The organism is Nannocystis exedens, from assembly GCF_002343915.1.
GTDB classification, from domain to species: Bacteria; Myxococcota_A; Polyangia; order Nannocystales; family Nannocystaceae; genus Nannocystis; species Nannocystis exedens.
Genome location: NZ_NETK01000001.1, coordinates 8,144,506 through 8,171,391 on the forward strand (window position 1 = coordinate 8,144,506; position 26,886 = coordinate 8,171,391).

24 protein-coding genes and 1 pseudogene are annotated in these 26,886 nt (G+C 69.3%); 8 read left to right on the top strand and 17 right to left on the bottom strand.

Going from position 1 to position 26,886, the window contains the following annotated elements; all coding sequences use genetic code 11:
• Positions 1–12 precede the first annotated feature (12 nt).
• Positions 13–1,311, bottom strand: a complete 1,299-nt coding sequence (locus NAEX_RS32070) for a sensor histidine kinase (protein ID WP_170136158.1) — start codon at positions 1,309–1,311, stop codon at positions 13–15.
• Positions 1,312–1,420: 109 nt separating this feature from the next.
• Here NAEX_RS32070 and NAEX_RS32075 point away from each other — a divergent pair, with 109 nt between their 5' ends.
• From NAEX_RS32075 to NAEX_RS48575, 4 genes are all read left to right on the top strand, one after another.
• Entirely contained in the window at positions 1,421–2,119 is a 699-nt protein-coding gene (locus NAEX_RS32075) for a hypothetical protein (protein ID WP_096331296.1), read from the top strand.
• Positions 2,120–2,407: 288 nt separating this feature from the next.
• Positions 2,408–3,145, top strand: a complete 738-nt coding sequence (locus NAEX_RS32080) for a tachylectin-related carbohydrate-binding protein (RefSeq protein WP_096331297.1) — start codon at positions 2,408–2,410, stop codon at positions 3,143–3,145.
• Between the two features lie 408 nt (positions 3,146–3,553).
• On the top strand, positions 3,554–5,407 hold the full coding sequence (locus NAEX_RS32085; RefSeq protein WP_100792928.1) for an SMP-30/gluconolactonase/LRE family protein: 1,854 nt from the start codon (positions 3,554–3,556) through the stop codon (positions 5,405–5,407).
• Between the two features lie 94 nt (positions 5,408–5,501).
• Positions 5,502–5,864, top strand: a complete 363-nt coding sequence (locus NAEX_RS48575; RefSeq protein WP_143140499.1) for a hypothetical protein — start codon at positions 5,502–5,504, stop codon at positions 5,862–5,864.
• 82 nt (positions 5,865–5,946) lie between these two features.
• Here the strand turns inward: NAEX_RS48575 and NAEX_RS32090 are convergent, their stop codons facing one another.
• A complete protein-coding gene (locus tag NAEX_RS32090; RefSeq protein ID WP_096331299.1) occupies positions 5,947–8,382 on the bottom strand; it encodes a heavy metal translocating P-type ATPase in 2,436 nt (811 codons plus the stop codon).
• Between NAEX_RS32090 and NAEX_RS50995 the strand changes: the two genes are divergently transcribed.
• Entirely contained in the window at positions 8,269–8,568 is a 300-nt protein-coding gene (locus tag NAEX_RS50995; protein WP_170135313.1) for a hypothetical protein, read from the top strand. The two genes, NAEX_RS32090 and NAEX_RS50995, sit on opposite strands and share 114 nt — an antisense overlap.
• A gap of 185 nt (positions 8,569–8,753) precedes the next feature.
• Here the strand turns inward: NAEX_RS50995 and NAEX_RS32095 are convergent, their stop codons facing one another.
• From NAEX_RS32095 to NAEX_RS32105, 3 genes are all read right to left on the bottom strand, one after another.
• Positions 8,754–9,587 (bottom strand): oxidoreductase, encoded by an 834-nt coding sequence (locus NAEX_RS32095; protein ID WP_096331300.1) that lies wholly within the window; start codon positions 9,585–9,587, stop codon positions 8,754–8,756.
• Positions 9,588–9,633: 46 nt separating this feature from the next.
• A complete protein-coding gene (locus NAEX_RS32100; protein ID WP_096331301.1) occupies positions 9,634–10,683 on the bottom strand; it encodes a zinc-dependent alcohol dehydrogenase family protein in 1,050 nt (349 codons plus the stop codon).
• Positions 10,684–10,870: 187 nt separating this feature from the next.
• Complete coding sequence (locus tag NAEX_RS32105) at positions 10,871–11,818, bottom strand: LysR family transcriptional regulator (protein WP_096331302.1); 948 nt, start codon at positions 11,816–11,818, stop codon at positions 10,871–10,873.
• A 319-nt stretch (positions 11,819–12,137) separates the two neighbouring features.
• Here NAEX_RS32105 and NAEX_RS51000 point away from each other — a divergent pair, with 319 nt between their 5' ends.
• On the top strand, positions 12,138–12,473 hold the full coding sequence (locus tag NAEX_RS51000; protein WP_170136159.1) for a hypothetical protein: 336 nt from the start codon (positions 12,138–12,140) through the stop codon (positions 12,471–12,473).
• Positions 12,474–12,678: 205 nt separating this feature from the next.
• The gene (locus NAEX_RS51005) at positions 12,679–13,713 is read left to right on the top strand and encodes an SDR family NAD(P)-dependent oxidoreductase (RefSeq protein WP_170136160.1); all 1,035 of its coding nucleotides are present in this window, start codon (positions 12,679–12,681) and stop codon (positions 13,711–13,713) included.
• Between the two features lie 144 nt (positions 13,714–13,857).
• Here NAEX_RS51005 and NAEX_RS32115 read toward each other — a convergent pair whose 3' ends face one another.
• The 11 genes from NAEX_RS32115 to NAEX_RS32165 form a co-directional block, all read right to left on the bottom strand.
• Entirely contained in the window at positions 13,858–14,751 is an 894-nt protein-coding gene (locus NAEX_RS32115; protein WP_096331304.1) for a hypothetical protein, read from the bottom strand.
• A 286-nt stretch (positions 14,752–15,037) separates the two neighbouring features.
• Complete coding sequence (locus NAEX_RS32120) at positions 15,038–16,573, bottom strand: cytochrome-c peroxidase (protein WP_096331305.1); 1,536 nt, start codon at positions 16,571–16,573, stop codon at positions 15,038–15,040.
• Positions 16,574–17,207: 634 nt separating this feature from the next.
• Positions 17,208–18,446 (bottom strand): FAD-dependent monooxygenase, encoded by a 1,239-nt coding sequence (locus NAEX_RS32125; RefSeq protein WP_096331306.1) that lies wholly within the window; start codon positions 18,444–18,446, stop codon positions 17,208–17,210.
• Between the two features lie 23 nt (positions 18,447–18,469).
• Complete coding sequence (locus NAEX_RS32130) at positions 18,470–19,102, bottom strand: pyridoxal 5'-phosphate synthase (protein WP_096331307.1); 633 nt, start codon at positions 19,100–19,102, stop codon at positions 18,470–18,472.
• Between the two features lie 9 nt (positions 19,103–19,111).
• A complete protein-coding gene (locus NAEX_RS32135; RefSeq protein WP_096331308.1) occupies positions 19,112–19,954 on the bottom strand; it encodes a PhzF family phenazine biosynthesis protein in 843 nt (280 codons plus the stop codon).
• Positions 19,936–20,238: a hypothetical protein gene (locus NAEX_RS32140; RefSeq protein ID WP_143140498.1), complete on the bottom strand. Its 303-nt coding sequence runs from the start codon at positions 20,236–20,238 to the stop codon at positions 19,936–19,938. The genes NAEX_RS32135 and NAEX_RS32140 overlap by 19 nt, the downstream gene beginning before the upstream one ends.
• On the bottom strand, positions 20,228–22,102 hold the full coding sequence (locus tag NAEX_RS32145) for an anthranilate synthase family protein (RefSeq protein ID WP_096331310.1): 1,875 nt from the start codon (positions 22,100–22,102) through the stop codon (positions 20,228–20,230). Before NAEX_RS32145 ends, NAEX_RS32140 begins: the two co-directional genes overlap by 11 nt.
• Complete coding sequence (locus NAEX_RS32150; RefSeq protein WP_245913841.1) at positions 22,099–22,731, bottom strand: isochorismatase family protein; 633 nt, start codon at positions 22,729–22,731, stop codon at positions 22,099–22,101. The genes NAEX_RS32145 and NAEX_RS32150 overlap by 4 nt, the downstream gene beginning before the upstream one ends.
• Entirely contained in the window at positions 22,728–23,186 is a 459-nt protein-coding gene (locus NAEX_RS32155; RefSeq protein ID WP_096331312.1) for a PhzA/PhzB family protein, read from the bottom strand. Before NAEX_RS32155 ends, NAEX_RS32150 begins: the two co-directional genes overlap by 4 nt.
• Positions 23,187–23,339: 153 nt before the next feature.
• Positions 23,340–23,675: a transposase gene (locus NAEX_RS32160; RefSeq protein ID WP_170136161.1), complete on the bottom strand. Its 336-nt coding sequence runs from the start codon at positions 23,673–23,675 to the stop codon at positions 23,340–23,342.
• A 180-nt stretch (positions 23,676–23,855) separates the two neighbouring features.
• Entirely contained in the window at positions 23,856–25,235 is a 1,380-nt protein-coding gene (locus NAEX_RS32165) for a class II 3-deoxy-7-phosphoheptulonate synthase (protein ID WP_096333791.1), read from the bottom strand.
• A gap of 657 nt (positions 25,236–25,892) precedes the next feature.
• Between NAEX_RS32165 and NAEX_RS53215 the strand changes: the two genes are divergently transcribed.
• Complete coding sequence (locus NAEX_RS53215; protein WP_245913843.1) at positions 25,893–26,357, top strand: hypothetical protein; 465 nt, start codon at positions 25,893–25,895, stop codon at positions 26,355–26,357.
• 151 nt (positions 26,358–26,508) lie between these two features.
• Here the strand turns inward: NAEX_RS53215 and NAEX_RS54725 are convergent.
• Positions 26,509–26,802 (bottom strand): annotated as a pseudogene (locus NAEX_RS54725) (SDR family NAD(P)-dependent oxidoreductase); the annotation flags it as partial.
• Positions 26,803–26,886: the final 84 nt, after the last annotated feature.

Below are 26,886 nucleotides of genomic sequence, written 5' to 3' on the forward strand. Positions count from 1 at the left end.
GCGGTCGTCGAGTCAAGCCGCGGGCAGGCGGACGGTGAACGAGCTGCCCTCGCCGATCACGCTGGCGACCGCGATCGCGCCGTGCATCATCTCGACCAGCTCCTTGCACAGCGCGAGGCCGAGGCCTGCGCCGCCGTGGAGGCGCGTCGAGCTGTCGTCGGCCTGGGTGAAGCGCTCGAAGATCTGCGGGAGGGCCGCCGCGGGGATGCCGATCCCCGTGTCGCGCACGAGGACCTCGATCTCGTCGCCCACGCGGGTCGCCGCGACCGTGATCGTCCCGCCCTCGGTGAACTTGGCCGCGTTGCCGAGCAGGTGGGCGAACACGCGGACCAGCGCGTCGTGGTCGCCGACGATCGCCAGCGCGGGCGCGACCGCGACCGCGAGTCGGTCGCGGCGGGCGTCGATCCGCGGCCGCACCAGCACGAGCGCGTCGTCGAGGGCCGCGGCGACGGCCACCCGCTCGCGCCGCAGCTCCAGCGAGCCGGCCTCGATGCGCGACAGGTCGAGGACGTCGTCGATGATCGTCAACAGGTGCCTGGCGGCGCGGCCGACCTTGTCGAGGTCCGCGCACAGGTGCGCCCGGTCGGAGGCCGCGAGCTCCTCCTCGACGATCTCGGCGTAACCGATCACCGCGTTGAGCGGCGTGCGCAGCTCGTGGCTCATGTTGGCGAGGAAGCGCGACTTGGCCTCGCTGGCGGCGTTGGCCCGGCGCTCGGCGACGACCCGCTCGGCGACCTCGCGCTCCAGCAGCGCGGTGCGCTCGGCGACCCGCGCCTCGAGCGTGGCGTTGGCGACCTGCAGCGCCTCCTCGAGCCGGGTCCGCCAGATGCTCATCCACCCGACCACGCCGGCGAACACCGCGAACATCGACAGGGGCACGCTGAAGGGGACCGCCGGCGCATCGAGCCCCCGGTAGACGAGGGCGAGCACGGCGGCGATGTAGCCGAGGAAGAGGACGAGCTCCCGCGCGCGGCGGAGGTTGACCACGACGCCGACGACCACCGGCAAGAGGCCGAGGATGTCCTCGAGGGTCATCGCGTGGCGGTAGCCGACGTAGCAGAACCACGCGAACAGGGCGTAGCAGTACAGCAGCGCGGCGAGCCGGAGCCGGCGACGCAGCGCCGCCGAGCGGAACGAGGCGGCGACGACGGCGAGGGCGACGCCCGAGAAGAGCAGGCGCACGGGGAAGGAGTCGTAAGCCTCGGGCCACTCGACCAGGCCGAACGTCGGCACCGCGACCGCGGCGATCAGGAACAGGCCGCGGTAGAAGCCGGCATGCTCGGCGTGCGGGCGCCCGTCGACGGACGACATGCCGACGAGTGTCGCACACCGACCTCGGCTCGACGCCGGCCCACATGCGGACCTGTGCATCCCACCTCGTCGTCGGCGTGGTCGCATCTGCGGTACCCTCGCTCGCGGCATGGCCGTCGATCTCACCGTCGATCCGACGCATGAACCCTATCCCGACAGCTTCTTCTCGGTCGGCTGGCGCTTCGAGCCCGATCCGGCCCGGCCCGCGCAGGCGCCACCGCCGCTGCTCGGCGATCTGCGGGCGATCCTCGCCATCACCGCGCGACACGAGCTCCTGATCCCGTCCCAGGTGCAAGATCGCGGGCGGCGGATCGCGCTGCAGGCCGACTCTGCCGAGGAGTTCATCGACCGACTCTCGGCCCTGCTCGAGACCGGCGAACTCGGCCCCTACCTCGACGAGATCGCAGGCCACGGCCGGGTCGAGCGCCCAGACGGCACCCGCGTGCGACAGGACGGCCTGATCTTCCTGCAAGACCTCCGCCTGCACGAGCGCACGTACTCGGTGGGCACGCGCAAGAGCCTGTGGACGCCGATCGCGCTCGACCGCAGCTTCGGCTTCGAGTGGCAAGTCGAGCTCGCCGACCGCAACGGGCCCCGCCTCGAGCGTTGCCTGCGGGAGATCGACGCGGCGCTCGGTCTCGCCGTCGATCCGCCGGCGCACGAGCTCGACCGCGAGCAGCCGATGTGGATCCACGGCTTCAAGCTCTTCACGAGCCCGCAGATCCTCCGCAGCGAGTTCGCCGCCGATCCGCCGCCGGGGCTGGCGTCGATCGAACGATTCATCGCACCCGGATGGTCCATGGCATGACGCGATTGCTCGGCGCACGCGACAATTAGCGAAGGGGCGAGCATGCGCCCATGGGCCCCGAAACCGCGCCGCACGCGGGTCCATTCGCGGTATCGCGCGCGCGAGACCGTGGCCGGGAGCCGCTGCGCTGCGTCACCATCGTGCGCGTCTCCACGCGCGGGGCGTCGCGGTCTACGTCCGCCGTGTCGACCCGATCACATGAGAAGCCAATGGAGGTAGCTGCGCCGGGGCCGCGTGATAGAACCGAAGTTCAGGCCGTTGAGCCCAGGCACCCGGCGGAGGACGAACATGTACATTTACGGAGTCGACACGAGCGGCAATTTGCAGTGGTACCGACACGACGGGTGGCGCGACGGCAGTGAACGCTGGGCCGGCCCGATTCAGGTGGGTCACGGCGGCTGGCTCGGCTATCGACGCATCTTTGCCAGCAGCGGAGGTGTCATCTACGGGATCGACGGGAACGGTGACCTGCAGTGGTACCGACACGACGGGCGCCAGGACGGCGAGCACCTCTGGTCCGGCCCGGTCGAGGTCGGGCACGGCGGCTGGCTCGGTTTCAAGCGGACGTTCGCCAGCAGCGAGGGCATCCTCTACGGGATCGACGGGAGCGGCAACCTGCAGTGGTATCGGCACGACGGCTGGCAAAACGGTACGGACCAGTGGTCCGGCCCGGTCGAGGTGGGGCACGGCGGCTGGCTGGGCTTCGAGCGGGTCATCGCCACCAGCGGCGGCATCCTGTATGCAGTCGATGGGAGCGGCAACCTGCAGTGGTACCGTCACGACGGCTGGCAGGACGGTACGGACCAGTGGTCCGGCCCGATCCAGGTGGGTCACGGCGGATGGCTCGAGTACAAGCGTCTCTTCGCCAGCGGCGAGGGCGTCATCTACGGTGTCGATGGGAGCGGCAACCTGCAGTGGTACAGGCACGACGGGTGGAGGGACGGCACGCACCGCTGGGCCGGGCCGGTCGAGGTGGGTCACGGCGGCTGGCTCGCGTACGACACGGTGTTCGCTTCCTACGAGTAGCAGCGCGCACCGCGGGCCGTGGTCGTCACGCCCAGGCGAATCGGCGTCGTCGCGACCGGTCGCGGCCGGTGCCGCGCCCGCGCCCCCGCTGAGCTGGCACCAGAGCCCCTTCAGGACCAGGGGCGCGGCGTATTGAGGTCGCGGGCGCCGGGGCGACACGAACCGGGTCAAGGCGGCGCTGCCATCGCTCGACGTGACAATGGCCGTGTCTGGCCATGCTTCGCCAGTCTGTTGACTTCCGGGGTGGCGCTCCCGCTTCGACGAGCTGCACCCGCGGCGGGCCCGCGGGCTGCCGGTGCATCCAGGCCGAACCGCTCCGCCGCGAGTTACGCGGTCAGCCGCTCGTGGTGGGATTGCAGATCCCGACCTTTAATCCACTCGCCACAGCGAAGGAGTGCGGTGGGGAGCATGTCTGTCTCAAGCTTCAAGAAGTCGTGGCGTCCGCTCGGCGTTGCGAGCGCGTCGGTGTTTCTCTGTAGCGCTGGCGGCGTGCACGGCGGTTGTGGCGAGCCCATCCAGGCCGAGGAGCCTCTGCACGACGTCCATGACGAGTCCGACGACGTTGTCCCTGGACAGGGGGAGGGCATCGACGCGGGGACGCTCGAGCTCGCCGCGCCGGCCTCGCCCTCGTGGGCCCCCGGCGACCGCTACGCTCACTGCGACCAGATCCTCAGCCAGGGCATCTTCAACAAAGCGGACAGGACGTTCAATTACGACCAATACAAGGTCGTGATCGCCTCGGCATGCGCGGTCCTCCACACGTGGAACAGCACCGACCAGAGCGCCTTCAAGAAGGACTGCGGTAGCGACGCCGACACGAAGACCGTCGACGCCGGCGTCAACTTCGTCTTCGGGATGATTCCGGTCGGTGGTAGCGGCAGTTGGCAGACGACGGACGTCGACTCTTGGTGCACGACAGAGTCTTCGCGGAGAGCCCGGCGCGAGGAATTCTACAAGAGCAATTGCTGGAGCGGCGTCGAGTCTCACGGGCTCCAGACCGCCCGCACGGAGGTCATCCGGACGGCCGATCAAGGGATCGTCCAGGCATGGCTCAAGTGCGTCGAAAGCGCGGACGAGACGACGATCCTCGATTGTTACGGCCGCATGAGTGCCGACGAGGAGGGGTTGACGTTTTACGTCGAATACACGCGCACGAACCCGATTTTGCCCCTAACACTCGACCTCGAGTGGGATACGGTCAACGCGACGGCGAAGACGCCGCTCGAGGTGAGGATGGGCGAAGGAAACATCATCGAGTACTTCACCATCGACAACCTCGCCAGGAGCACGAAGGTCATCATCAAGGGGTCCGGCGGGCACCTGAGCACGGGGAACGTGAGCTGCGAGTACGAGCTCGGGCCCATCGAGCAGAAAATTTGTGACGGTCCGAACATCGTCGGGGAGCGCACGAATCGGCTCTACCAGGCGAACTCGCCGCTCTGCGCCGAGCCGTCGGACCAGCCGCCGCCCGTCGATGAGCCGCTGTGGATCGTTCAGTGGGACCGATTGCACCTGGTGAACCCCGAAAACGGCTTCTGGACCGTGCTCGGCGGTCCCGTGTGGCCCGATGCGACATCGATGACGGCCCGATGGGCGCCCGATCTGAAGGCGCTGTACATCATTCAGAACGATCGGCTGCACGAGGTGAGCCCGGCGGACGGGAGCTACAAGGTACTTCCGGATCAGACCGGCACGCCGAACGTGTGGGGAGGACCGACCTCCATGGCCGCAGTGGGGGACCATCTGTACATCGTGCAGAACAGCCGCCTGCACCGGGTGAATCTCGACGGCCGCTGGCAGGTTCTCCCGGACCAGCAGGGCCTGACAGCGCGGTGGCACGGCACCAAGGCCATGGCTGTCCCCTGGGACAGCAACGACCTGTACATCGTGCAGAACGACCGCCTGCACCGCGTGGATCTCGACGGCCGCTGGGAGGTCCTGGCCGACCAGAACGGTCATGAGGCCGTCTGGGGAGGGCCGGTCGTGATGACCGCCCGGGAGGACCATCTGTACATCGTGCAACACTCACGGTTGCATCGCGTGGACCTCGACGGCGACTACGTCGTGCTCCCGGATCAGTACGGCAATGTCGCCGTCTGGGGCGGAGCGACCGGGATCACCACCACTCGGGGAGACGATAACCTTTATATCGTCCGGGACAGCAAGCTGTACCGCGTGACCCTCGAGGGTCACTGGGAGGTCCTTCCAGGTCAAGGCACCACGACAGAAGTCTGGGGAGGTCCGGTGCTCATGAGCGGATAGACCTGCAGGGGCCCACGACCGAGCGGGCGAGCGCAGGTCCATCCGCGGATCGAGGGCCGCCACGAGCTCACCATGGAGCGCCCTGCCTGAGCCCGTGTTCGTGGTCGCCGACATCGTCCGGCCGGCCCGGGTCTGCGCAAACCTGCTCCGCAATGCCGCTCGCGCCACAGGCGCAGGGTTCGATCACCCCGTCGTCAACGTGGCCGCGCCCGAGGTGCTCGAGGACGGTGATCCCGAATCGCGGCGCCCGCCGGCTCGTGGGGCGCGCTCATGTCCGCGGCAAGAACGGGGACTTCACGCGCTTGCGCCCGTCCTGAACTTGCCCGCCCGGATCGTCGCGCTCGTCGGTCTCGTGCTGATGGCGCCGGTTCCGCCGCTGGTCGCGTTCGCGGTCCTCGGGGCTCCGGCTCGGACGCTGGGGTTGCTCGACGCGATCCTTCGAATCGTCCTGTCCTGACATTGACTCCTCCTCCAGGCGACATCATGGAGAGGCTGGTTTTCGCCGACAAGCCCATCAGCGCAGCGAATTCGCCTCTGCGTCACACCTGCAGCCGTCGAAGCCGGAGCACGCTGGCGATCACCGAGACCGAGCTCAGCGAGAGCGCCGCCACGGCGACGAGCGGGTGAAGCAGGATCCCGAACGCCGGGTAGAGCACGCCTGCAGCGATCGGCACGCCCGCGGCATGGTAGAGGAGCGCGAAGAGCAAGCTCTGCTTGATGTTGGCGATCGCCGCGCGGCTGAGCCTGCGCGCGCGCGCGATGCCGCGGAGGTCGCCCTTGACGAGGGTGATGTCGGCGCTCTCCACCGCGATGTCGGCGCCTGTCCCCATGGCGATGCCGACGTTCGCACGAGCCAGGGCCGGCGCGTCGTCGATGCCGTCCCCGGCCATCGCGACGCCTCGGCCCTGCGCCTGCAGCCCCGCGATCGCCCCGGGCTTTCGAGCTGGCGGCACTCCTGCCAGGACCTCGTCGATGCCGACCTTGCGCGCCAGCTCGTCCGCGGTCGTCGGGTCGTCACCGGTGAGCATCACGACCCGGAGGCCCTCGGCGCGCAGGGCGGCCATCGCCTCCGGGGTGTTGGCCTTGATCGGGTCGCTCACGCCGGCGAGGCCGACGACCGCCCCGTCGACGGCGACGAGCATGACGGAGTGCCCCTCGGCCCGTAGTGCCTCGGCGAGCTCGACGCTCGCTCCCGGGGCGACGTCGAGGTGCTGCATCAGCGCCGGGTTGCCGACCGCGACGCGACGGCCTTCGACGAGGCCGGTGACGCCCTCGCCTGGGACCGCCGACAATTCCTCGGCGGTCGCGAGCTCGAGCCCTCTGGACGCCGCCGCCTCGAAGATCGCCGCCGCCGCCGGGTGCTCGCTGCCGCGCTCGAGGCTCGCGGCGAGGCGCAGGACCTCCGTCTCCCCGAGGATCGTCGTCGGCACCATTGCGACGAGCCTGGGCCGGCCCTCGGTCAAGGTGCCCGTCTTGTCGACGACGAGGGTGTCCACGCTCCGCATCGCCTCGATCGCTTCGGTGTTCTTGAACAGCACGCCGAAGTTCGCCGCCTGACCGGTCGCGACCATGAGCGACATCGGCGTCGCCAGCGCCAGCGCGCACGGACAGGCGATGATCAGCACGGACGCGGCGTTGATCAGCGCGTAGGTCATCCGCGGCTCGGGGCCCCACACCGCCCAGACGACGAAGGTCAGCGTTGCCACGACCGCCGTGCTCAGCACCCAGTACGCCGCGACGCCGTCGGCCAGCCGCTGAATCGGCGCGCGGCTGCGCTGGGCCTGGTCGACCGTGGTCGTGATCCGCGCGAGCAGCTCGTCTGCGCCGACCTTCTCGGCGCGGACGACCAGCGCTTCGTCGATGTTGACGGTGGAGCCGATGATGAAGTCGCCGGCACGTTTCTCGGCGAAGTTCGGTTCGCCCGTCACCATCGACTCGTCGACGAAGCTGTGGCCCGCGAGCACCACGCCGTCGACCGGGATCTTGTCGCCGGGCCTCACCCGCAGGCGATCGCCGACCTGGACCGTCTCGAGCGGGATCTCTTCCTCGCGGTCGCCCGCGACGAGCCGGCGCGCCGATGCTGCGGTCACGTCGAGCATCCTGGAAACGGCTGCCGCGGGCCGGTGACGCGCCAGCAACTCCAGCACCTGACCGAGCAAGCCGAGCGTGACGATGACGGCCGCGGCGCCGAAGTAGACACCAGCCTGTCCGTCGCCCATTTTGAACGGGGGCGGAAAGAGCTGCGGCGCGAGCGCGGCGACCAGGCTATAGCCATAGGCCACCGCGACGCCGAGCCCGATCAACGTGAACACGCCGACGCGACGGCTCCGCAACGACGACACCGCGCAGGCATGCAGCGGCCACGCAGCCCACAGGCACACGGGAGAGGCGAGGACGAGCTGGGCCAGGACGCTGGTGCGCATCGACAGGAACGCCCCGCGTCTGGGCAGGAAATCGTTGACGGCGAGGATGAGCAGAGGAACGGTCGACAGCGCGGCGATCCAGAATCGTCGCTTCATCGCGCGCAGCTCGGGGCTCTCCTCGGCCCCCGGGCGCGGGATGCCGCGAGGCTCGAGCGCCCTGCCGCAGATCGAGCAGGGCCCGGGTTCGCTGCGGACCATCTGCGGATGCGTCGGGCACGTCCATTCGAGGCGACGCATCGCCGCCGAGGTCCCGAGTGGCGCGAGAGACATGCCACACTTCGGGCACGTCCCCGGGCCCGGCTGCTGCACCTCGGGGTGGACGGGGCAGGTGTACGCCGGCATGACCACGGTGCTGGCCGTCCCCGGCGAAGTATTGACATACCGCCCGGGCGCCGCCTCGAATTTGGCGCGACATGCGGCGCTGCAGAACTGATACGTATGCTCGCCCAGGTAGGCCCGATACCGGCCGTTCGCCTCGACGGCGAGGCCACAGACGGGATCTCGACCGACGAACGGCGCCGCTGGCGCTGGATCTTCCGCCACGGGCAGCATGAATTTTCTGTGGGCGGCAGCGCGACGGAGGGCAAGCTCGTCGGTCGCACCGCGGTCTGCCCGCCACCGTCGACGACGGCTGAGGAAAGCGATCCCAAGGGACAGCCGCACCGTTCGGCCGACTGCTCCATCACCCGAAGCGGGGCAGCGGCATGTTTCGAGCAGCGCAGGGGCCGCCACGGCTGACGCGAGCCGGGCCACTCGCCCGCGTCGGCGCGGTGCCGGGACTCGTCGGTCTCGCCGGCACCGGCAACAAGCGCGTCGGCCAGTCCTCTCCGCGCCGATCGTCCATGAGGCGAGCGCGGGCCACCCACGGGTCGGGCCGCCGCGGACAGACGAGGGCGACGACGACGGCCCCGACGCCCGATCCGTCACTCGAAGTACGTGCTGTGCGAGACGTCCTTCCACGCCTCGTACTCCGCCCGCTGGGCGTCGAGCTTCGCCATGATCGCGGTCCAGCTGTCGGCGCCGAGGCTGAGGCGCTGAGGCGTGTCGCCCGACGTCGCCAGTCGAACGAGGATCTTCGCCATCCGGTCGGGATCACCCGGGGCGAGCGCGCCCTCCTTGTCGTTCACCAGGAGGTCAATGATGGCATGCGCGGTCGCGCCATAGGCGTCGATCTTCGGGCTGCGGAGGTTGCGTTCGACGATGCCCGTACGGAACCCGCCCGGCTCGACGGACATCACCTTGATGCCGAGCGGCGCCACCTCCTGCGAGAGCGCCTCGGTGAGGCCTTCCAGCGCGAACTTGGACGCGCTGTAGTAGCCGAGCGCGGGCATGGCGACGACGCCGTTCATGGACGTGATGTTGATGATGGCCCCGCGCCCCCGCGCGCGCATGCCGGGCAGGGCCGACCGTATGGTCTTCGCTACGCCGAAGACATTGGTCTCGAACAGCGTCCGGATCTTCTGATCCTCTCCTTCCTCGACGGCGGCGAGATAGCCGACCGCCGCGTTGTTCACGAGCACGTCGATGCCCCCGCCCCACGCCTCGGCGGCGGCCACGGCCGCCTCGATTTCGTGGGGCCGGCTCAGATCCATCGATAGGGGCAGGACAGCGTCCGGATGCGCGTCGGCGAGCGTTCTGAGGCGGGCGTTGTCCCGCGCCGTGACGACCACATGATGGCCGACCCCCAAGGCGGCGTTCGCGAGGGCGGCTCCCAGGCCGCTCGACGCTCCGGTGATAAACCAGGTCATGGCGTTCATTTTCTTGCTCCTTCGGAATCAACGGTGGGCAAATGGAACCTTGAGTTCAGTGACGAAGAGCGAGAGTGCCTCCATGGAGGCGTCGCGGGACCCCGGGCGAAGCTTGGACTTGCACGACCACCTTCCCGACGGCGCCGGTCTGCAGGTGCGCCACGGCGGCTGGAAGATCGGCGAAGTCATACGCGGCGGCCACGACAGGGCGGATCCCGAGGCTGTCGATGGCCCGGATCATGTCCTCGAGCGCGCGCCGGGGCCCGACGCCGATGGCCGAGAGGGTCGCCCGACGCAGGAGCAGCGGGCCGACCGGGGTCGTCACGCGATCGCTGCCCAGCAGCCCGACGAGCAGGATCCTCCCGCCGTAGGTGAGGGCCTCGACCGAGGTGGCGAGGTTTTCGCCGGCGGCCATTTCGATCACCGCGTCCGCGCCCCGCCCCTTCGTAAGCGCCATCACCTGGCGGTCCCAGTCAGGATGTGTGCGGTAGTTGACGCCGGCGCTTGCGCCCAGCTCCAGCCCGCGCGCGAGCTTCTCGTCGCTGCTGGAGGTCAAAATAACCTTCGCTCCGTGCGCTGCCGCGAACTGCACGGCGAAGAGCGAGACGCCGCCCGTGCCCTGCACAACCCACGTCTGTCCGGCGCGGACCCCTCCGATCTCGACGACCGCCATCCAGGCGGTCAGGCCGGCGGTCGGCAGGGTGCTCGCCTCGCCCCAACCCAGGGTCAGGGGCGCCGCCACCAGCATGTCTTCTCGCACCACCGCGAACTCGGCCAGTCGCCCTGAGACCGCGACGGTGTTGGTGCGGAGTCCTGGGGCCGCGCCGTCGACCCAGTCCTCGACGTCCAGGCCGATCACCCGATCCCCTACGCCAAACCGTGTGACGAGCGGCCCGACCTCGACGACCTCCCCGGAGAAGTCGCTTCCCGGAATGAATGGTTTCGCGAGCTCGCCCATCCGGCCCTCCCAGATCAGCAGGTCGCGGTAGTTGAGCGACACAGCGTGGACCCGGACCAGGACTTCGCCGGGCCCAGGTTCGGGCCTGGCGGCCTCCCGGAGCGCCAGGTTCCGAACGCCCGGCGCTTCGAGCTCCCATCGCAGCATGCGCGCGTTGAGCGGCGCCTGAGGGGCCTCGGAACGCTCCAGTGTCTTAGGGGCTGTACCTGTCATGTCGCGCCTCCTTCACATCGACGGTCATTCATCGCTGCAAAGATTTAGCGGCTCTCTGGACGGGGCTGCAGAGGGACAGGTCGCAATGCAGCCTCTCGAAAAACGGGAGGCTGCTGGCATCTCAGCGAGGGCCGGCTCCGCGGTTCCCGTTCTTTTCGGGCGGCGCGCCGACCCCTTCCGCCGCCAGCCGCGCCTGCAGCCGGGGCGCCATCCAGTCGAGGAAGGCCCGCAGCTTCAGCGGCAGGCGGCCCTGACCGGAGAAGACGAGGTTGATCGGGAGCGGGGGCAATTCGAAGCGTTCGAGGAGCGGGGTCAGAGCTCCGCTCCGAAGGTCCGGGGCGATCTGATAGTCCAGGACCCGCGTGATCCCCAACCCCGCCTTCGCCGCCACGACGGCCGCGGCGGGCGAGTTCACGGCGACGCGGGCGCGGGGCTCGGCGCTCAGGTGAACGCCGTGGCGCACATACCGCCATGGGACGGCGATGAATCCACGATAGGTCACGCCATCCCTTTCGGTGAGGTCCTCCGGCGCCTCAGGCGTGCCGAAGGTCCGCAGATAGCTGGGGCTCGCGCACGTCATGGAGCGGGTGACCCCGACGCGCCGCGCGATCAACCCGCTGTCCTCGAGCTCGCCGATTCGCACCGCCACGTGCACATGCGCCTCGACGAGGTTCACCATGACGTCCGTCAGGAGGAGGCGCAGGTCGATCTTCGGATGCGCCGCCAGGAACTCGCTGGCGATCGGCAGCACGTGCGACTCGCCGAACATCGTCGGGGCCGTGACGGTCAGCTCGCCGCGGGGCTCCTGATATTCGCCTGCCGCGGTCAACTCCGCTTCTTGCAGCTGTTCGACGATCTGCCGGACCGCGATCGCGTAGTCGCGTCCCGCCTCCGTCAGCTCGACGCGGCGGCTGGTGCGGATCAGAAGCTGCGTGCCGAGGTGACGCTCAAGGTCTGCGACCTTGCGGCTGACCGTAGGCAACGGCGCACCCAGGCGCCGGGCCGCTGCCGACAGGCTGCCCGCGTCGACGACAGCGAGGAAAACGAACATGGCGTCCAGCCGGTCCATGCCCTCTCATAGCATAAGAGGGCAATGTCTGCGCCAGCAGGCCTGGCTGTGGCAAGGAGCGTCCAGGCCAAGCGGAACGAGCGGTTCACGTTGCGACCATCCGCTCGTTTTTTCTGCCGCACCGGAACTTCCGCGCTCCAGGAATGGCGGACCTTGGCGCCGCTGGGCAACTTCAGCAGCGCAGCGCGTGCGCTCGGCGTCTCCAGGTCCCTGGTCAGCCAGGCGGTGCGGATCGCGCTGCCGCGCACCGGGCCGGCGCCCGCGTCGTTGCGTGGATGCAGAGGACAGGAGCCGCGGCGCGGAAGGAACCATGCGCCCAATGGCGTCGCTCGGGATCGTCGTCGCCGCAGACGATGCAGTCGTCGCGCCCCGGTGGGCACCGCTCGCCGGTCGTCTCGAGGACGCCGCGCGGGCCCATTCCATCGAACAGCACGAAGCGCTGGCCCGGCGCCCTCGCGGAGAGGACACGTCGTTCGCCGCGACGTCGGCGATGGCGTCCGTGCCGACGACGCTCGATCTCCGCGAGGAGGAGCGTCGTCGTTCGGCTCGTACCCGTCGTAAAGCTGCCAGCCGACGAGCGGCAGGCCGGCGCGGTAGAACTCGCACCGGGCGCCTCGGTGCCGCCGAGGACGGGCACGCGTACGCGCTGGCATGACCCGGTGATGCACCCCCCGCCTGCTGCGCCACGCCCGACGGCGGGCGTCTCTCGCGCCTTTTCCTCGTGGGGACGCACCGCGCTCTCTCCGCCGCGGACTCCCCCCGGATCGTTCACCCGATCGCCGCCGGGCGAGCTCGCCCGATCCTCGCGGCCCGGACGGGCCCTCGCTTGCGAGGCCGCGTTCCTCGGCCACGGACTGGGGATGTTCCGGCAGATCTCGGCGATCGCAGGAGGGGCGCTCGGCGTCGCAGCGGGGGCGTGGATGATCTCGCGTCGACGGCGACGCATCACCTTGCAGGGCCGCGTCGTCGTCGTCACTGGCGGCGGCCGTGGCTTCGGCTACGCGATCGCGCGCGAGTTCCTGCGCCACGGCTGCAAGCTGGCGATCTGCGGCCGCGACGGCGAAGAGATCGCCCGCGCGGTCGCCGAGCTCCGCCGGCGAGGCGCCGACGTGTTCGGCATGGCCTGCGACGCCAGCGACCCGGTCCAGGTCGAGGCATTCATCAAGGGCGTGCTCGATACATTCGGCGCGCTCGACGTCCTCGTCAACAACGCGGGGCAGATGTTCTTCGGCCCCGTCGCCGAGCTGCACCCGGACGATCTCGAGGCGGCGATTCGCAACATCCTTTGGGTGCATTACCGGCCGACGATGGCGGTGCTGCCCCACATGCGCGCCCGCGGCTTCGGCCGCATCGTCAACATCACGTCGGTCGCCGGCAAGATCCCGATCCCCCATCACGCGGCCTATGTCGTCGGCAAGTACGCCGCGACCGGCTGGTCGGAGGTGCTGACGGTCGAGCTGCGCAAGGACGGCATCCTCGTCAGCACGATCACGCCGCCGCCGCTCGCCAACGGCGCGCCGCTGTACACCCACTTCAACGGCCGCGAGGAGGAGGAGTTCAAGTGGTTCGCGCGCGGCCTGACCTCGAGGTGGTCGGCGAGCAGCACGGACCGCGCCGCGCGGATCGTCGTCGACGCGGCGATCCACGGCGACCGCCAGCGCGCGATCTCCCCCGGCTCGTGGCTCGCGGCGCGGGCTCAGGGCGCCGCGCCGGGGCTGATGACCCGCATCTGGGCCGGCTTCGATCGGGTGCTGCCTCCGCCCGGACCACCCGGGCATACGACGAAGATGCGCGTCGGCGCCGAGGTCGTGGCCGGCAGCGCGGATGCCGAGGTGCAGGCTCGTGCCGAGACGGCGCGTCGTGACGCTCGCCGTTATCGGCCGCCCGGTTCCTGAGGCCGGCCGAGGACGTTCAAGCGTGACCGCCGCGGTCTGCTGCGGCGTCGGCCTGCACGCGAGGACGAGGACGCGAGGACGAGCGAGCGGGGCCGCATGGCCCATCGCCGAGAGCCCGGCGATCTGGCGCAACGCCGGGGCCGGTCAAAACACGCAGCGCGGCGTCCCGAGCCGGCGCAGCGTCCGGCCCTCCGACACGATCAGCTGATAGCGCCCGGCGTCCATGAAGAGGAGCTCGGCGCGGCCGTCGTGGTCGAGGTCGGTGACCCGATCGATGCGGATCGAGCCGTCGAAAGTCAGGGACAGCGCGAGCTCGCCGGTCGCGCTCCACCGCACGGCGAGTGCGTCGAATACGAAGCCGCCGGGGAGGCCCTCTTCCTGCGCGTCGAAGGTCGAGGCGACGTCGATGCTGTAGAGCTGCTCGTCACGGCCGTCGCCGTCGAGGTCGACCCGCCCGGCGGTGATGGGATCGTACCTCGACGCGTTCTCGACCGCGATCCGGCGCGCCTCCGCGGGGATCAACGCGAGCACCTGCGCCCGCTCGGCGTCGGACGGCGCATGATCGGCGAGCGGGCGGATCGCGCCCGAACGCGCCGCCGGCCAGATCTGGAACCGCCCCCAGCGCGTCGCCGGGACCGCGACCGTGAGCGCCGGCGCCGGCTCGCAGGTGCGCGCGACGACGCGGCCGAGCACCGTCGCCGTCTGGCCGCCAGGGGCGTTCAGGAGGCCCTCCGAGGCGACCTCGTCCCCGACCGCCACGCCCGCGAGGCACCGCTCCGGGTCGCTCTCGAGCGCGTCGCCGAGGTGGCAGGCGACCGGCACCAACGCGCCGTCCTTCCCGCTCACGAACAGCACCGTCGACGCCCTCGTCGGGGCCTCGGGGACCTCGACGGCGGGAGACGCCGCGGGCAAGACGGGCGGCGCCGGGACCTCGGCCGGGCGATCGCCCGTCGGCGCGGTGGCGGTGCACGACAGGAGCAGCCCGACGAGCAGCGTGCGCGTCGTCGACTCGCGGAGGGCGTCCCGAGCGAGCATCATGCCGGCCGAGGATAGCGACTCCCCGCCCGGCAGGCCAGGACCGCAACCGTTCGGGTCGGTACGCCCCCGATCGCCTGTCAACATCGGCCCGGTCCAATGCTCACAGCCGATGCCCGCGGTGCGCGAGCGCCGGCGCGTCCATCGGGGACCCGTGGACCGGGGCGATGCTCGCCGTCGGCACCGAGCACCGCAAAACCCCTATCGACACCTCGGCGCACACCGTCGGGCACGACTCGCCCGCGCTCGCGCAGCACGAGGCCGGCGCTCATCCTTCGGGTCGGCGGCCTCACTCGAGCAGCGGCGGCGGCTTGACCGTCTTGGTGTCCGTCAGCGTCTTGAGGTACGCGACGATCGCGGCCTCCTCCGCGAGGGTCAGACCGAGGTCGCCCATCACGAAGCCGATGGCGAGCGTGCCCTGCTCCTCCGGCTCGGGCCAGCAATTCGCCGCCAGCGCCTCCGCTTCGGTCCAGTCCGTCTTGGTCGTGTCGCACCGGGTGACTCCGAATGCGGCGGCGGTGGCTCCGTCGACGTCCGCGGTGTTGTAGAAGTGGACGAGGCTCTCGAGGCTCTTGAACCATCCGTTGTGGGTGTAGGCCTTGACGAAGCCCTTGTACGGGCGCTTGTCCACGTTGCGCAGGGTCGGGGTCTTGTGCTGCCCGAGCCTCCGGGTCGGATCGTCGTCCGGGTCCGGGATCACGAGGGGGCGAGCGCCGAGGCCCGCGCTGCCCTCCGGGCCCGGGATCTTGGCATTGCGCGGCACGCCGATGTTGTGGAAGGTGGCGTCGGTGTAGAGCTCGTCCGGATCGAGGCCGGCCTTGTTGGGATCGGCGACGGCGAGCACCGGCTCGTTGCTGTGACAGAGCGCGCAGTTGGCCCTGCCGTAGAACAGCTCGTGCCCGAGGTTCTCCTGGGCCGTCAGGCCCTTGAGCGGGAACGCCACATTCGCGCCTTCCAGCTTGACCTCGGCCGCGAGGGCCTTGTCCCGCTTCGAGCTGAACTGGTTGACCTCGTCCGAGGCTTGCCAGGCCGCGAGCGCCACCGCGATCCGCTTGAAGCTGAGCATGAAGCCGGCGTTGGTGCAGTCGATCTTCTCGCCCCAGGCCAGCCGGTAGAGCAACGCGTACGGGGCCCGCGAGACGTGGGTGCATACCGCTTTCGCGCTGATGTTTTGCTCGAACGGGTTCGGGAACGGCTGCAGCGCCTGATCGGCCACTGGACCCAGGAACTCCGCGAACAGGTCCTCGAGGAGGGACTTGCCCTTGAACACCTCGTCGTCGATGTGGGTCGTCGCCCCGGCGAACACCGGCCCCACGTTGCCCTCGGCGCGGCCGTCCCAGAAGACGCCGCCGCAGGGCAAGCCGAGCGGACCACACCCGGTCTGCAGCGGGATGTTGCGCGCGTAGGCGTTGCTGGGGGGCCTGATCGTGCCCACCGCGCCCAGGACCGCACCCGGGGCCGCCACTTGCCCCTTGTTGATCTTGTCGTTGGGGAACGTCCAGCCGGTGGCCGGGTCATGGCAGCTGATGCAGCCTTGCTTCTTCGCCGGCACCGAGATCTTGTCGAAAAAGACGAACTTGCCCAGCTGCTTCAGGCTCAGCTCCCGCAAGTTGAAGGAGCGGGCCGTCGGGGCCTCGCCGTCGAACAGCGATTCGAGCGGCACCTCCTCCTCCGGCGCGTCGTCGGCCGCGAATTCGGCGCTGACGCCGGTGTCGGCGATGAGCTCCGGCTCGTCTTCGGGCTCGACGCTATCACACTGTAAAAAACCTGCGATCGGGCTCGCCAATAGCGAGCCGATCACGATCGCGTTCGTATGAATGGACATGTCAGGATCTACCTCCGTGCAACTCTGGCCCCGATCTACCGGCTCCCCCGACGATGCGGGGACTCCACCACCCCGGCAAGCAGTGGGGGTGCTGGCTATCACCCGCACAGCCACCCCCGGGCGGCACGAGACCGCCGCAAGGCCTCGTTAACTCCGCCCGATCGCTCGACCGCAGATCACGGCCGTCGCACGGCTGTGCGCCGACGCCGAGGCGCCTCCCGGCACGATCGCATTGGCAATGCGCTCCGCCAGGGCTCCGATCGATGAATCGGGGCTCGTGCGGTCATTCGTGCGTCACAAAAATCTGGAGCCGCGGCGGCGACGTGACGGAGCTCGAGCCGGTCGCAGACCTCGTACGACGGAATCGCTCCATCGCGGCATGTCCGGGAGCGTCGGACTCGTCCACGCGGGCCCCGAGCGACCGCAGCCCGCCGCTCCAGAAGCTCCAAGGATGGTCCTGGGCGGCGCCCGCGGGGGCACCCGCGGCGCTGTCGCGTATCGCCTACGCTCGAGCCATGGTGGGTCCAGCCTCGCTTCGGGCCGCGGGGTCAGAGCTCCACCGGTTCCGGGCGCCCTCGGTGGCGTGACCTGCGTGACAGACCCACGAAAAGCCCGTCGACGTCCCGGCAGGGCGTCAGGAGGTGGGGCGGCGTTGTTCCACGACGGCGCGGTACTCGGCGGTGATGGTGGCCAATTCGGCGGCCTTGTCGTCGGCAGGGCGGGTGGATGTCGCCCGCTCGGCGTGATCCATCTGCCGGTTCGCGAGGATGATCGCGGTGGTGGCCGGGCGCCGGTCGTTCTCGTACCGCTCCAGAGCAGCGGGCACGTCGCCTCCGCGGGAGAGTTCGGCGGCGAGGGCGACGGCGTCGAGGATGGCCTGAGATGCGCCGTTGGCGCCGATCGGGTACATGAGGTGAGCGGCGTCGCCGAGCAGGGTGACGCGGCCCTGGCCCCATCGGTCCAACGGCTCGCGGTCGATCATGGGGTAACGCAGGATCTGCGCGCTGCGCTCGAAGACGTCGCGGACGTCGAGCCACCCCAATTCCCAGTCGGCGACGTGGGGCAAAATGTCGGCGAGCAGGCCGGGAACGTCCCAGCCCGCGCTGCCGACCGGCCCCGGCGTGCCGGTGCGGGCGAGCAGGACCCAATTGAGCAGCGCCTTGCCGCGAGCGGAGTGCTGGGCGGAGATCGGGTACGCGACCAGGCGCGTGGCCCGCTCGTCGTTGGCCAGGATCATCGTGTGGCCGTCGAGGAAGCCGTCCAGTTCGGTCAGGCCGCGCCACATGACCACCCCGGCCCCGTGGAGCGCTCCGCGTTCGGGGTGGAGGCAGGAGCGGACGACCGAGTGCAGCCCGTCGGCGCCGACCAGGGCAGCGGCCTCGAACATGACGTCGGTGCCGCGGACCCGGTCGTGGGCGTGGACGCGGACGCCGCCGCGGGTCTGCCGGAGGTCGTGCAGCCGCACCCCGGTGCGGATGGCGTGGGCGCCGAGCCGTTCGCGGACCGCGTTCAGCAGCAGCGTCTGCAGTTCGCCGCGGTGGATGGAGTACTGCGGGCACGGGTAGCCTGCGGCGATGCCGCGCGGCTCGGTCCACAGGGTGACGCCGGTGTGGTCGACGTAGCGGTGTTCGCGGGTGGGGATGCCGGTCGCCGCCATCGCGTCCCCCAGCCCGAGGGCGGTCAGCTCGGCGACGGCGGCCGGCTGGATGTTGATCCCGACGCCGAGCGGGCGGAGCTCGACGGCGGCCTCCAGGATGGTCGTGGTGATGCCGCGGGCGTGCAGGGCAAGGGCGGCGGTCAGGCCTCCGATCCCAGCCCCTGCGATCACGATGTCGGCGATGGTGTCGTTGCTCCTGGCGGCATGCAGGGCCATGTGTCGTACTCCCTCGGGTTGGATCAAGGCTGCAGGCGAGCGCTCTTCCAGCCCTCTGGCGCGAGGTCGAAGCGCAGCCTGCGATGCAGTCGGTTGGAGCTCGACGCCCAGAACTCGAGCGCGAGCGGCTGGAGAGCATAGACCATGAAGCGCTCCGGACACGGCAGCGCGCCCGCTTCGGCGAGCCGCTGCGCCTCGTTGAGGAGCACCTCGGAGGAGACCAGGGGCTCGCTCTGGCGCGAAGCCGTCGACATCGAGTGCAAAGGAACCGGCCGCTTGTTCCACTCCGCCACGGCCCGTTCCCGCGATAGCGCCACGATCTTGCCGCTCACCGAGAGCTGGCGGCTCAGCTCGCGCCAGTAGAAGTGGCCGCACGCATACGGGACCTCCATGGAGTCCTTGATCTTGCGGCTCGTGGCATGGGTCGCGAAGACGATGCCGACGCCGGCGAACTCCAGGATGGCCATGACGCGCGACGACATCAGCCCCGAGCCGTTCGCCGTGACGAGCACCATTGCGCGCGGCTCGCAGACCTTCTCCTCGATCGCCTCGCGCAGCCAACGCTGGCCCAGCGCGATCGGGTCGTCCGGTGGGTCGTCGTACTCGGGAAAGGCGAGGTCCGCCTTCCCCGTCATGCTTTCGAGCTTGCTGCTCATGAGCGCTCCTCAAATGAAGTAGCTGCCGACGGCGATACGATAGCCGTAGCCTCCCGCCTCGAGGCGCGGTCCGTCCCGCTCCATGCGGGCGGTCGCATCCATGCGCGACGCTCGGCCCATCTCCACGCCCTGCGTGATCCTGATCTTGTCGCCGAACGCCGCCCGACCGTGCCGTACCAGGTGCAGCGCCAGCGGGCCTGCCGCCGAGCCTGTGGCGGCGTCCTCGTTCACGCCGTAAGCGGGCGAGAACATGCGCATGCGCCAGCCGCCGGCGCCGTCCGGGCAAAAGCACAGGGCCGCCATGTCCGGGTGGCTCGCCAGCCTCTTGAGGTCCGGCCGTACATCTGCGAGCGCGGCGACGTCTTTCACCCCTACGAACACGTGCCGCGGTCCCACGTCGTACATCTCGACCGGCAACGTGCTCTCGTCCAGGCCCAAGGCCTCGAGGAGCTCGAGCTCGCGTTCATACCGGGAGACGATGGGGCTCGGCTGCTCCATCTGCACGTAGGCGGTGAACGGCTGCTCCTTGACGCGCTCGACGGCGAACCGAAACGTGCCCTTTCGCGTCTCGAACTGCATCTCCGTCAGGCCGCGTGCCTCCGCCAGCGCCACGGCGGTGCCGAGCAGCGGATGACCCGCGAAGCCCAGCTCGTTGACGGGAGTGAAGACCCTGACCTCGACCGTCCCGCCCTTCCGCGGAGCGCGGATGAAGGTCGTCTCCGACAGGTTGAGCTCGGCGGCGAGGCTCTGCATGTCACCGTCGTCCAGATCGTCGCAGGCGAAGAACACGGCGACGGGGTTGCCGGTGAAGCGCTCCTGGCCGAAGGCGTTGACTACGGTGTATCGGTGCATCGTGCTCTCTCCACGACTTCGAATGCGATGCGATGGTCGGGCGGCCTACCGATGAGCTCGGCGGAGACGTTGCGCGGCAGGCTCGCCCGGTCCGGCTTCTCGCCGTGCCAGAGCATCAAGGCCCCCCAGCGGCGCGCGTCCTTGGAGACGAGCCAGAGCTTCGTCGTCAGGTTCGGGACGCGCTCCCATTCGGCGAACGCCTGCTGAATCGCCGGGCTCGCGGCCAATTCGTCGGCGTCGGGATCGCCGGCGCCGAGGTCCCACCACGCCACTTCAATCCGCATGCGCCAAGCCTCCCAGCGAGAACACGGCGTCGCGCAGGATCCGGGGCCCGTCTTTCGTCAGCACGGACTCGGGGTGGAACTGCATGGAGCAGAAGCTCGGCCCTTTCAGCCCGTGGACCTGATTCGACACGGGGTCGCGATAGACGCTCACCGTGCCCCACGGGCTGTCGAGGTGATCGGCCTCGGAGATGGCCGCGAAGGTGTTGTAGAAGCCGGCCGTCTCGAGCTTGCCGAAGATCGAGATCTGCTTCTGGAGGCCCTGGTTCGGGGCAGGGAGCCGCTGGATAGGCAGCCCCAGGAGCGAGCTCAGCATCTGGTGCCCGAGGCAGATCGCGATGAACGGCCGGGCCGCCTCCATCGCGGCGAACATCAACCGCCGGCTGGTCGCGATCCGCGGGTCCGTCAGCTTGCACGGGTCTCCGGGGCCCGGCCCGACGACGAGCAGCTCGGAGTCCCGGACCTCGCCGATGGTCGCGTACGACTCGACCCTTACGTTCAAGCTGAGCTCGCGCAGCAGATACTGCAGCATCGAGGTGAATGAATCCTCGTTGTCGAGGATGACGATGGCGGGCGCGTCGCTGCGACGCGAGCGCGGACGATGGGCCCGCGCTTCCTTCCCGAGCCAGAAGCTCGACAGGCGCCCGCTCCACCTGCCGAGCGCCTGCGCGACCGCGTCCTTCCGGGTCAGGTCGCCGAGCGAGTTGCCGCCGATGGCATTCTGGAGCGCGGCCGCTTTCGCCGCAGTCTCTTTCGTCTCGGACTGGGGATCCGACTCGCGGACCAAGGTCGCTCCGACGCCGATCGCGAGCTTGCCGTCGTTCTCGATCTCGGCTGTGCGGATCAGGATCGCCGAGTCGAGCAGAGGGCCCCGCTCGTCGTCCTCGACGATCGCCGCGAGCCCGCTGTAGTATGAGCGCCCGCAGGTCTCGTAGCGGGCGATGACGCGCGTCGCGTTCTCCAGCGGGCTGCCGACGACGGTCGGCGCGAACATCGAGCGCTTCAGGATCTCGGCGACGGGCAGCTCGGTGGTGCCCTCGATGCGATAGCCGACGTGCGCCAGCCGCGACATCTGGATCAGGTAGGGCCCGTGGGCCCGAACATCCGAACAGCAGATGTCGGTCATCATCTTCAGCTCTTCGTCGAGGACCATCGACAGCTCGTCCTCCTCCTTCCCGTTCTGTAGGAACTCGAGGACGCCTTCCTGCGTCGGACCGAGCGCGGGGAACCTGTAGGTGCCGCTGATCGGCGTCATGGCGACGTTCTTCGCCGCGAGCTTGATGTGCAGCTCGGGCGAGGCGCCGACGAACGTGATGCCGCGCATGCGGATGAAGAAGGTCCAGTACGCGCCGCGTTCCTGCCGCAGGAGGTTGCGGAAGATCGTCAGCCCGACGCGGTCGTCGTATGCGTCGAGGCCGCCGGTGAGCGTACGCTTGATGACGAAGTTCGACCCTTCGCCGGCGCCGATCTCCTGGCGGATGACCCGTTCGACGATGTCCGCGTAGGCGGCGTCGTCCGGCGTGAACGCGCAGTCGCGGAGATTGACCTGGGCGTCGGGGAGCACCGCCAGCGCCGCCTCGAGCGGAAGGGTTTCATACTCCTCGACGCAAAGCGCCAGAGTCGGCTTCTGGTCGTCCTTCACCGTGAAGCCGCGCTCGGCGATCTGGCGGTAGGGCGCGACGACGAGCGTCCCCCAACGACCTTTTGCGCGCTGTTCGGCCTGGATCTGGTCCAGCTCGTCGAACTCGGCCAGGATGCGCTCCGCTCCCGCCATCACCTCGAGCGTGGACACCTTGAACCGGTCGGGGCGAAAGACCAGCGCGTAGGCGTCGAGCCGCCCCTCGATAGCTCTTTGCAGGATCGTCATTGTTTGCACACCTCGCTCACGGGCAGAACCTTCGCACAGCATTCAGCCGCGTATTTCAACGCCTGCGCGTGCGCCTGCTTCGAGAAGTCGGCGATGGCATCCTGGACGAGAAAGACCTGAATGTCGCGCGAGTAGGCGTCGATGGCGCTCGCCAGCACGCCGATGTGGGCGTAGACGCCGCAGATGATGATTTGGTCGCGCTCGTGCTCGCGGAACGCCTCGCCGAGCGTCGTGGCGAAGAAGGCGCTGTATCGCCACTTCGCCAGCACCGTCTCTTGGGGCAGCGGCGCGATCTCCTCGGGGATCGCGGTGTGCGTGGTCGCGCTGCTCATCCCCTTGCCCCAAATGTCGTAGAGCAGGCCGCGCTCCTTCGGCGACATGTCGCCGCGCTGCGCGGTGTAGAAGATCGGGATGTCGTGCGCGCGCGCGTACGCGACGAGCTTCCTGCAGCCCTCGACCAGGCTCCGGCGCACCGACTGCGGGAGCAGATCGAGGAAGTACTTTTGCATGTCGTGGACGAGCAGGAGGCTGCGGCGGTCGTCTTGCGCCCAGGTGACGATGTTCGTCGCGCTGAGCTCGGGCGCGTGCAGCTCGTAGTCCTCAGTGCGAGGCTTTACCGTGTGCATCATAGCGGGATCCCCGTGCGGACGATCTTCGGGACCGGGAGGCCCAGCGCCTTGAACTGCTGGACCGGGTTCATGAATTCGCGTTGGAGCTTGATCTTGCCGTTCTCGAACTGGAAGTAATGAATGAAATGGTTCTCGTAGTAGCCTTCGGGGTAGCCCTCGAAGCGGATGGCGCCTTTGCCATCGCACTCGACCCAGAACACGTTCGGGTCTTGGGTGTCGAAGATCGAGACGTTGTACCACTGCCAATCCGGGAAGCACTTCAGCGACCACACGGCGTGCGCGGCGAGGCGGTCCTTGCCGCGGATCATGATCGGCTCGCCCGTATCGCTGGTCCACAGGCCGCCGCAGCCGTCCGCGGTGAACAGCTCGTGGCGCTTCAGGCGGGCCTGTCCGCGAGTCTCCATGTACTGTCGGACGATCTGACGATTGGATTGGCGCACGTCGGTTTGAGGCATGGTGCTCATGTGTAGGCCCTTTCGAGAGGCGCTCAAGAGCTTCATCCAAGAGAAGATCCGGGCGCTGGCCCTCGACGCATAGCATAACGCGGGTCCGGCAGCGCGGCTGCCGGCGAGGTCCGGCAGGTGATGCTATCCACACGATGACAAGCGCTAATCCGGTCCATCCGGGCCGCGGACCGCGGCGCCGTAGAACCTGGCGCTCGCGTACTCCATCAAGGCCCGGTCGACGCGCACCAGCGTCTCCGGCGTGATCCTCTCGATGTTCTCCTGCAGCGTCGAGCGCTCGACCGGCGCGTCGTGCTCCTCGAAACCGCGGAAAGCCCGGTAGGAGCTCGAGCCCGCACGATGAGGCTCGAGCTCCTCGTAGCCGAACCCGTTCATCTGCTCGATGACCAGAGCTCGAAGCGCCTGATCCACCGACGATCCCGATCGTCCGACATCGGAGCGCTCGTCTCGCGTGAGATCGGCGTGGACGAGCTCGACCACCTCGGGCAGGGACGTCGAGGCGCTCACTCCTCCGAACGAGCTCCGGGGTCCCGTCGACCGAGCAATCCGCCGAGCCCCGCTCGCGCGCCGCTTCCGGACGCGCACCGGCTGGCTGAGCGCGCGCGGCGACCCGCGTCCGGCAATGCACCGACGACGCCGCTGCGTCGCGCTGTCAGCGTCTCAATGGCGCATACGCCGGGCGATCAGCATCGCCAGCTCGAGCGCCTGCTCGTAATTGAGCCGCGGGTCGACGCAGGAGCGGTAGGCGCGCGCGAGGTCTCCCTCGGAGAGGTTGCGGGCGCCTCCCGTGCACTCGGTGACGTTCTCGCCGGTCAGCTCGACGTGGACCCCACCGAGGTAGGTCCCGGCGCGCTGATGGATTTCGAAGGCCTGCTCGAGCTCGCTGAGGATGTGCTCGAACTTGCGCGTCTTGAACCCCTCGGCGGTGCGCTCGATGTTGCCGTGCATGGGGTCGCAGACCCAGAGCACCCGGCGACCCGCCTGCTCGACCGCCTGCACGAGCGGCGGCAGCCCGCGGGCGATGGCACGCGCCCCGAAGCGGTGAATCAGCGTCAGGCGACCGGGCTCGTTGCGCGGGTCGAGCACGGCGGCGAGCTCGAGCAGCCCCTCGGGCGTCGTGCCCGGGCCGACCTTCACCGCGATCGGGTTGGCGATGCCGCGGAAGTACTCGACGTGGGCGCCGCCGATCTGCGAGGTCCGCAGGCCGATCCAGGGCAGGTGGGTCGAGAGGTTGTACCAGCCGTCGCGCTGCGGCACCTGCCGCGTCTGCGCCTGCTCGTAGAGCAGGTGGAGCCCCTCGTGGGAGGTGAAGAAGTCGACGCGGGTCGTCTGCCCGACCGGCTCGCCGGAGAGCGTCTCCATGAAGCGCAGCGAGTCGCCGATCGACTCCACGAGTCGCTGGTACTCGGCGGCGAGCGGCGAATGCTGCACCCATTCGAGGTCCCAATACTCGGGATGGTGGAGGTCGGCGAATCCGCCGTCGATGAGCGCGCGGATGAAGTTGAGCGTGAGCGCGGCGCGCTCGTAGCCCCGCAGCAGGCGCTCGGGGTCGGGGGTGCGCGCCGCAGGCTCGAAAGCGATTCCGTTGATGAGGTCGCCGCGGTAGACCGGCAGATCGACGCCGTCGCGCGCCTCCACCTGCTCGCTGCGCGGCTTCGCGTACTGTCCGGCGAAGCGCCCCACGCGGATGACCCGCTTCTTGGCGCCGTGCACCAGCACCAGGCTCATCTGCAGGAGGATCTTGAGCTTGCCCGCGATGACCACGGGGTCGCACTCCGCGAACTGCTCGGCGCAGTCGCCACCCTGGAGGAGGAAGCGGTCGCCGCGAGCGGCCTCCGCTAGTTGGCTGCGCAGCGCCTCGATCTCCCCGGAGGTGACGAGCGGCGGCAGGCGGCCGAGCTGGCGCAGCACGGCCTCGAGCGCCGCGGCCGAGGGGTACTCGGGCTGTTGGAGCGCCAGCCGGGACTGCCAGGAGGTCGGGGACCAGCCGTCGAGTTCGGCGGGCTCGGCTTCGGACGCGCGGGCGGACAGTGGCGAAATCGGACTCACGGGCGACAGCTCCTAGCAGGCACATCAATGGTAGTAGCAGCCCATCGCCGTCCCGCCTCGGCGTGGCAAGCGCGTGCAGATGGCGGGCGGCCGAGGTCACAGTCCTCGGGCACACGCGCTCAAGGGCGCCGCGGCGCCGAATAGTCATATGTCCTCTGGAACACGTACCTTCGCTCCGAGCGCGAGTGCGGTGCGGCGGCGGAAGGTATGACGGGGCGGCGCTCAAACCCTTCGGTCTACCTTTGGTCACTCGGCGCCGGGGCGGCGCAAGCGATCACGGAGCGGGTCGGATGATTCGGCGCAGCTGCGGCGCAGCGACCGTCCCGGAGCGACGAGCGCATCACGCCGACGCGCCCCGGAGCGGCACGCGCGGCGCGCTGGCCCCACCCAGGGCATTGGGGTCGGCGTATTGTCGCGCGCGCAAATGGCACGTCTTGATGGACATGTCTCCCCGGAGCCCACCGTTTCTTTTGTATGTCCTTTGGGACATCCTGCGTGATCTGGCGAATGGCGCGCCGTGCCGGCCCTCACCGGCGGCTGGCGCGTCCGTTGCCCGCAAGAGTGCGAGTGCTACGTCTGGGCGCGAGCATTCTGGCAGCTCGGCGCGGATCGGCGTCGGGCCCCCAAGGCCGCGTGAAACCGCTCCGCTTGAGCCTGACTCTGATTCCGTTCGTCTGCGGCTGCGGCGACGCCTGGAGCGGCTCGGACGATCCGCCGTCGGACGAGCTGTCGATGCCCCGGGCCCCCACGGTCGCGCTCGACAGCTTCGCCTCGGCGGAGGATTGCGGTCTGTGCCACCAGGCCCATTACGCCGAGTGGGCCATGTCGGCGCACGCCTATGCGATGAAAGATCCGGTGTTTCGCGCGTTCGTCGCGGTCCGGCAGGAGAACTACGCCGGCAAGCAAGACAAGTTCTGTCGTCACCAGCCTCGCCGATCAAACAGGGCGCCGGGCCTGGTCTGGCGGCGCTCACACGCTCCGAAATCGGCGCAGATGAGTCAAGGTCGGCGAGACGGTGGCGCAACGTCGACTCGAACATCCGCCACAGGCTGTCGTCCGAGGTCAGAAAAGGCCGAAGCGCATCAGCGGCCGTGCACGACACACGGTGCTTGATGTTCCTTCTCATGCGCGCGCCGAGGAACTGCTCGTAGGCCCCGATCGGCGACGGCAGCACCGTGGTCGTCACCTCGATCGGACGCACGGGTTCGCGGGTCGCCTTCGTCGTGGCGAGGACCCCGAGGACGTTCACGTCGAACTGGCGACGGACCTTGTCGAGCGAAGTCGCCTCGAGCGGTCCGTACGCGCCGTAGCCCGCGCTGTTCATGAGCGCGTCGATGCGCCCGAACTCCGAGATGCCCGCGTCGACGGCGGCTTGGATGGAGGCAAAGGCCTGCACGTCGAGACGGGTGACGAGCACCCGGTCGAGCCGAATGAGCTCCTCCTCGCCTTCGGGGTTGCGCATCGTAGCGACGACGTTCCACCTCCTTGCGTGAAAATGCGTGGCCGTGGCGCGGCCGATACCGCTCGAACCTCCGGTAATGAGAATCGTCTTGGTCATGCGGTGAATCTCCTGCGACCCAATGTAGGCGTCGCGGAGCGTGTCCACACTCGCAACGGGTGTCAATTTACTATCCGTTCGCGC

Bases quoted from the DNA above. Each gene is read 5' to 3' on its own strand.
- NAEX_RS32080 (WP_096331297.1), top strand. From the start codon at position 2,408: ATGTACATTTACGGAGTCGACACGAGCGGCAATTTGCAGTGGTACCGA.
- NAEX_RS32100 (WP_096331301.1), bottom strand. From the start codon at position 10,683: ATGCTGCGATGGGAGCTCGAAGCGCCGGGCGTTCGGAACCTGGCGCTC.
- NAEX_RS32140 (WP_143140498.1), bottom strand. From the start codon at position 20,238: ATGCGGATTGAAGTGGCGTGGTGGGACCTCGGCGCCGGCGATCCCGAC.
- NAEX_RS51000 (WP_170136159.1), top strand. From the start codon at position 12,138: ATGGCGTCGCTCGGGATCGTCGTCGCCGCAGACGATGCAGTCGTCGCG.
- NAEX_RS32150 (WP_245913841.1), bottom strand. From the start codon at position 22,731: ATGATGCACACGGTAAAGCCTCGCACTGAGGACTACGAGCTGCACGCG.
- NAEX_RS50995 (WP_170135313.1), top strand. From the start codon at position 8,269: ATGCTCGCCCAGGTAGGCCCGATACCGGCCGTTCGCCTCGACGGCGAG.
- NAEX_RS32115 (WP_096331304.1), bottom strand. From the start codon at position 14,751: ATGATGCTCGCTCGGGACGCCCTCCGCGAGTCGACGACGCGCACGCTG.
- NAEX_RS32105 (WP_096331302.1), bottom strand. From the start codon at position 11,818: ATGGACCGGCTGGACGCCATGTTCGTTTTCCTCGCTGTCGTCGACGCG.
- NAEX_RS32155 (WP_096331312.1), bottom strand. From the start codon at position 23,186: ATGCCTCAAACCGACGTGCGCCAATCCAATCGTCAGATCGTCCGACAG.
- NAEX_RS32085 (WP_100792928.1), top strand. From the start codon at position 3,554: ATGTCTGTCTCAAGCTTCAAGAAGTCGTGGCGTCCGCTCGGCGTTGCG.
- NAEX_RS32130 (WP_096331307.1), bottom strand. From the start codon at position 19,102: ATGAGCAGCAAGCTCGAAAGCATGACGGGGAAGGCGGACCTCGCCTTT.
- NAEX_RS32095 (WP_096331300.1), bottom strand. From the start codon at position 9,587: ATGAACGCCATGACCTGGTTTATCACCGGAGCGTCGAGCGGCCTGGGA.
- NAEX_RS32070 (WP_170136158.1), bottom strand. From the start codon at position 1,311: ATGTCGTCCGTCGACGGGCGCCCGCACGCCGAGCATGCCGGCTTCTAC.
- NAEX_RS32120 (WP_096331305.1), bottom strand. From the start codon at position 16,573: ATGTCCATTCATACGAACGCGATCGTGATCGGCTCGCTATTGGCGAGC.
- NAEX_RS32125 (WP_096331306.1), bottom strand. From the start codon at position 18,446: ATGGCCCTGCATGCCGCCAGGAGCAACGACACCATCGCCGACATCGTG.
- NAEX_RS32090 (WP_096331299.1), bottom strand. From the start codon at position 8,382: ATGCTGCCCGTGGCGGAAGATCCAGCGCCAGCGGCGCCGTTCGTCGGT.
- NAEX_RS32145 (WP_096331310.1), bottom strand. From the start codon at position 22,102: ATGACGATCCTGCAAAGAGCTATCGAGGGGCGGCTCGACGCCTACGCG.
- NAEX_RS51005 (WP_170136160.1), top strand. From the start codon at position 12,679: ATGTTCCGGCAGATCTCGGCGATCGCAGGAGGGGCGCTCGGCGTCGCA.
- NAEX_RS32135 (WP_096331308.1), bottom strand. From the start codon at position 19,954: ATGCACCGATACACCGTAGTCAACGCCTTCGGCCAGGAGCGCTTCACC.
- NAEX_RS32075 (WP_096331296.1), top strand. From the start codon at position 1,421: ATGGCCGTCGATCTCACCGTCGATCCGACGCATGAACCCTATCCCGAC.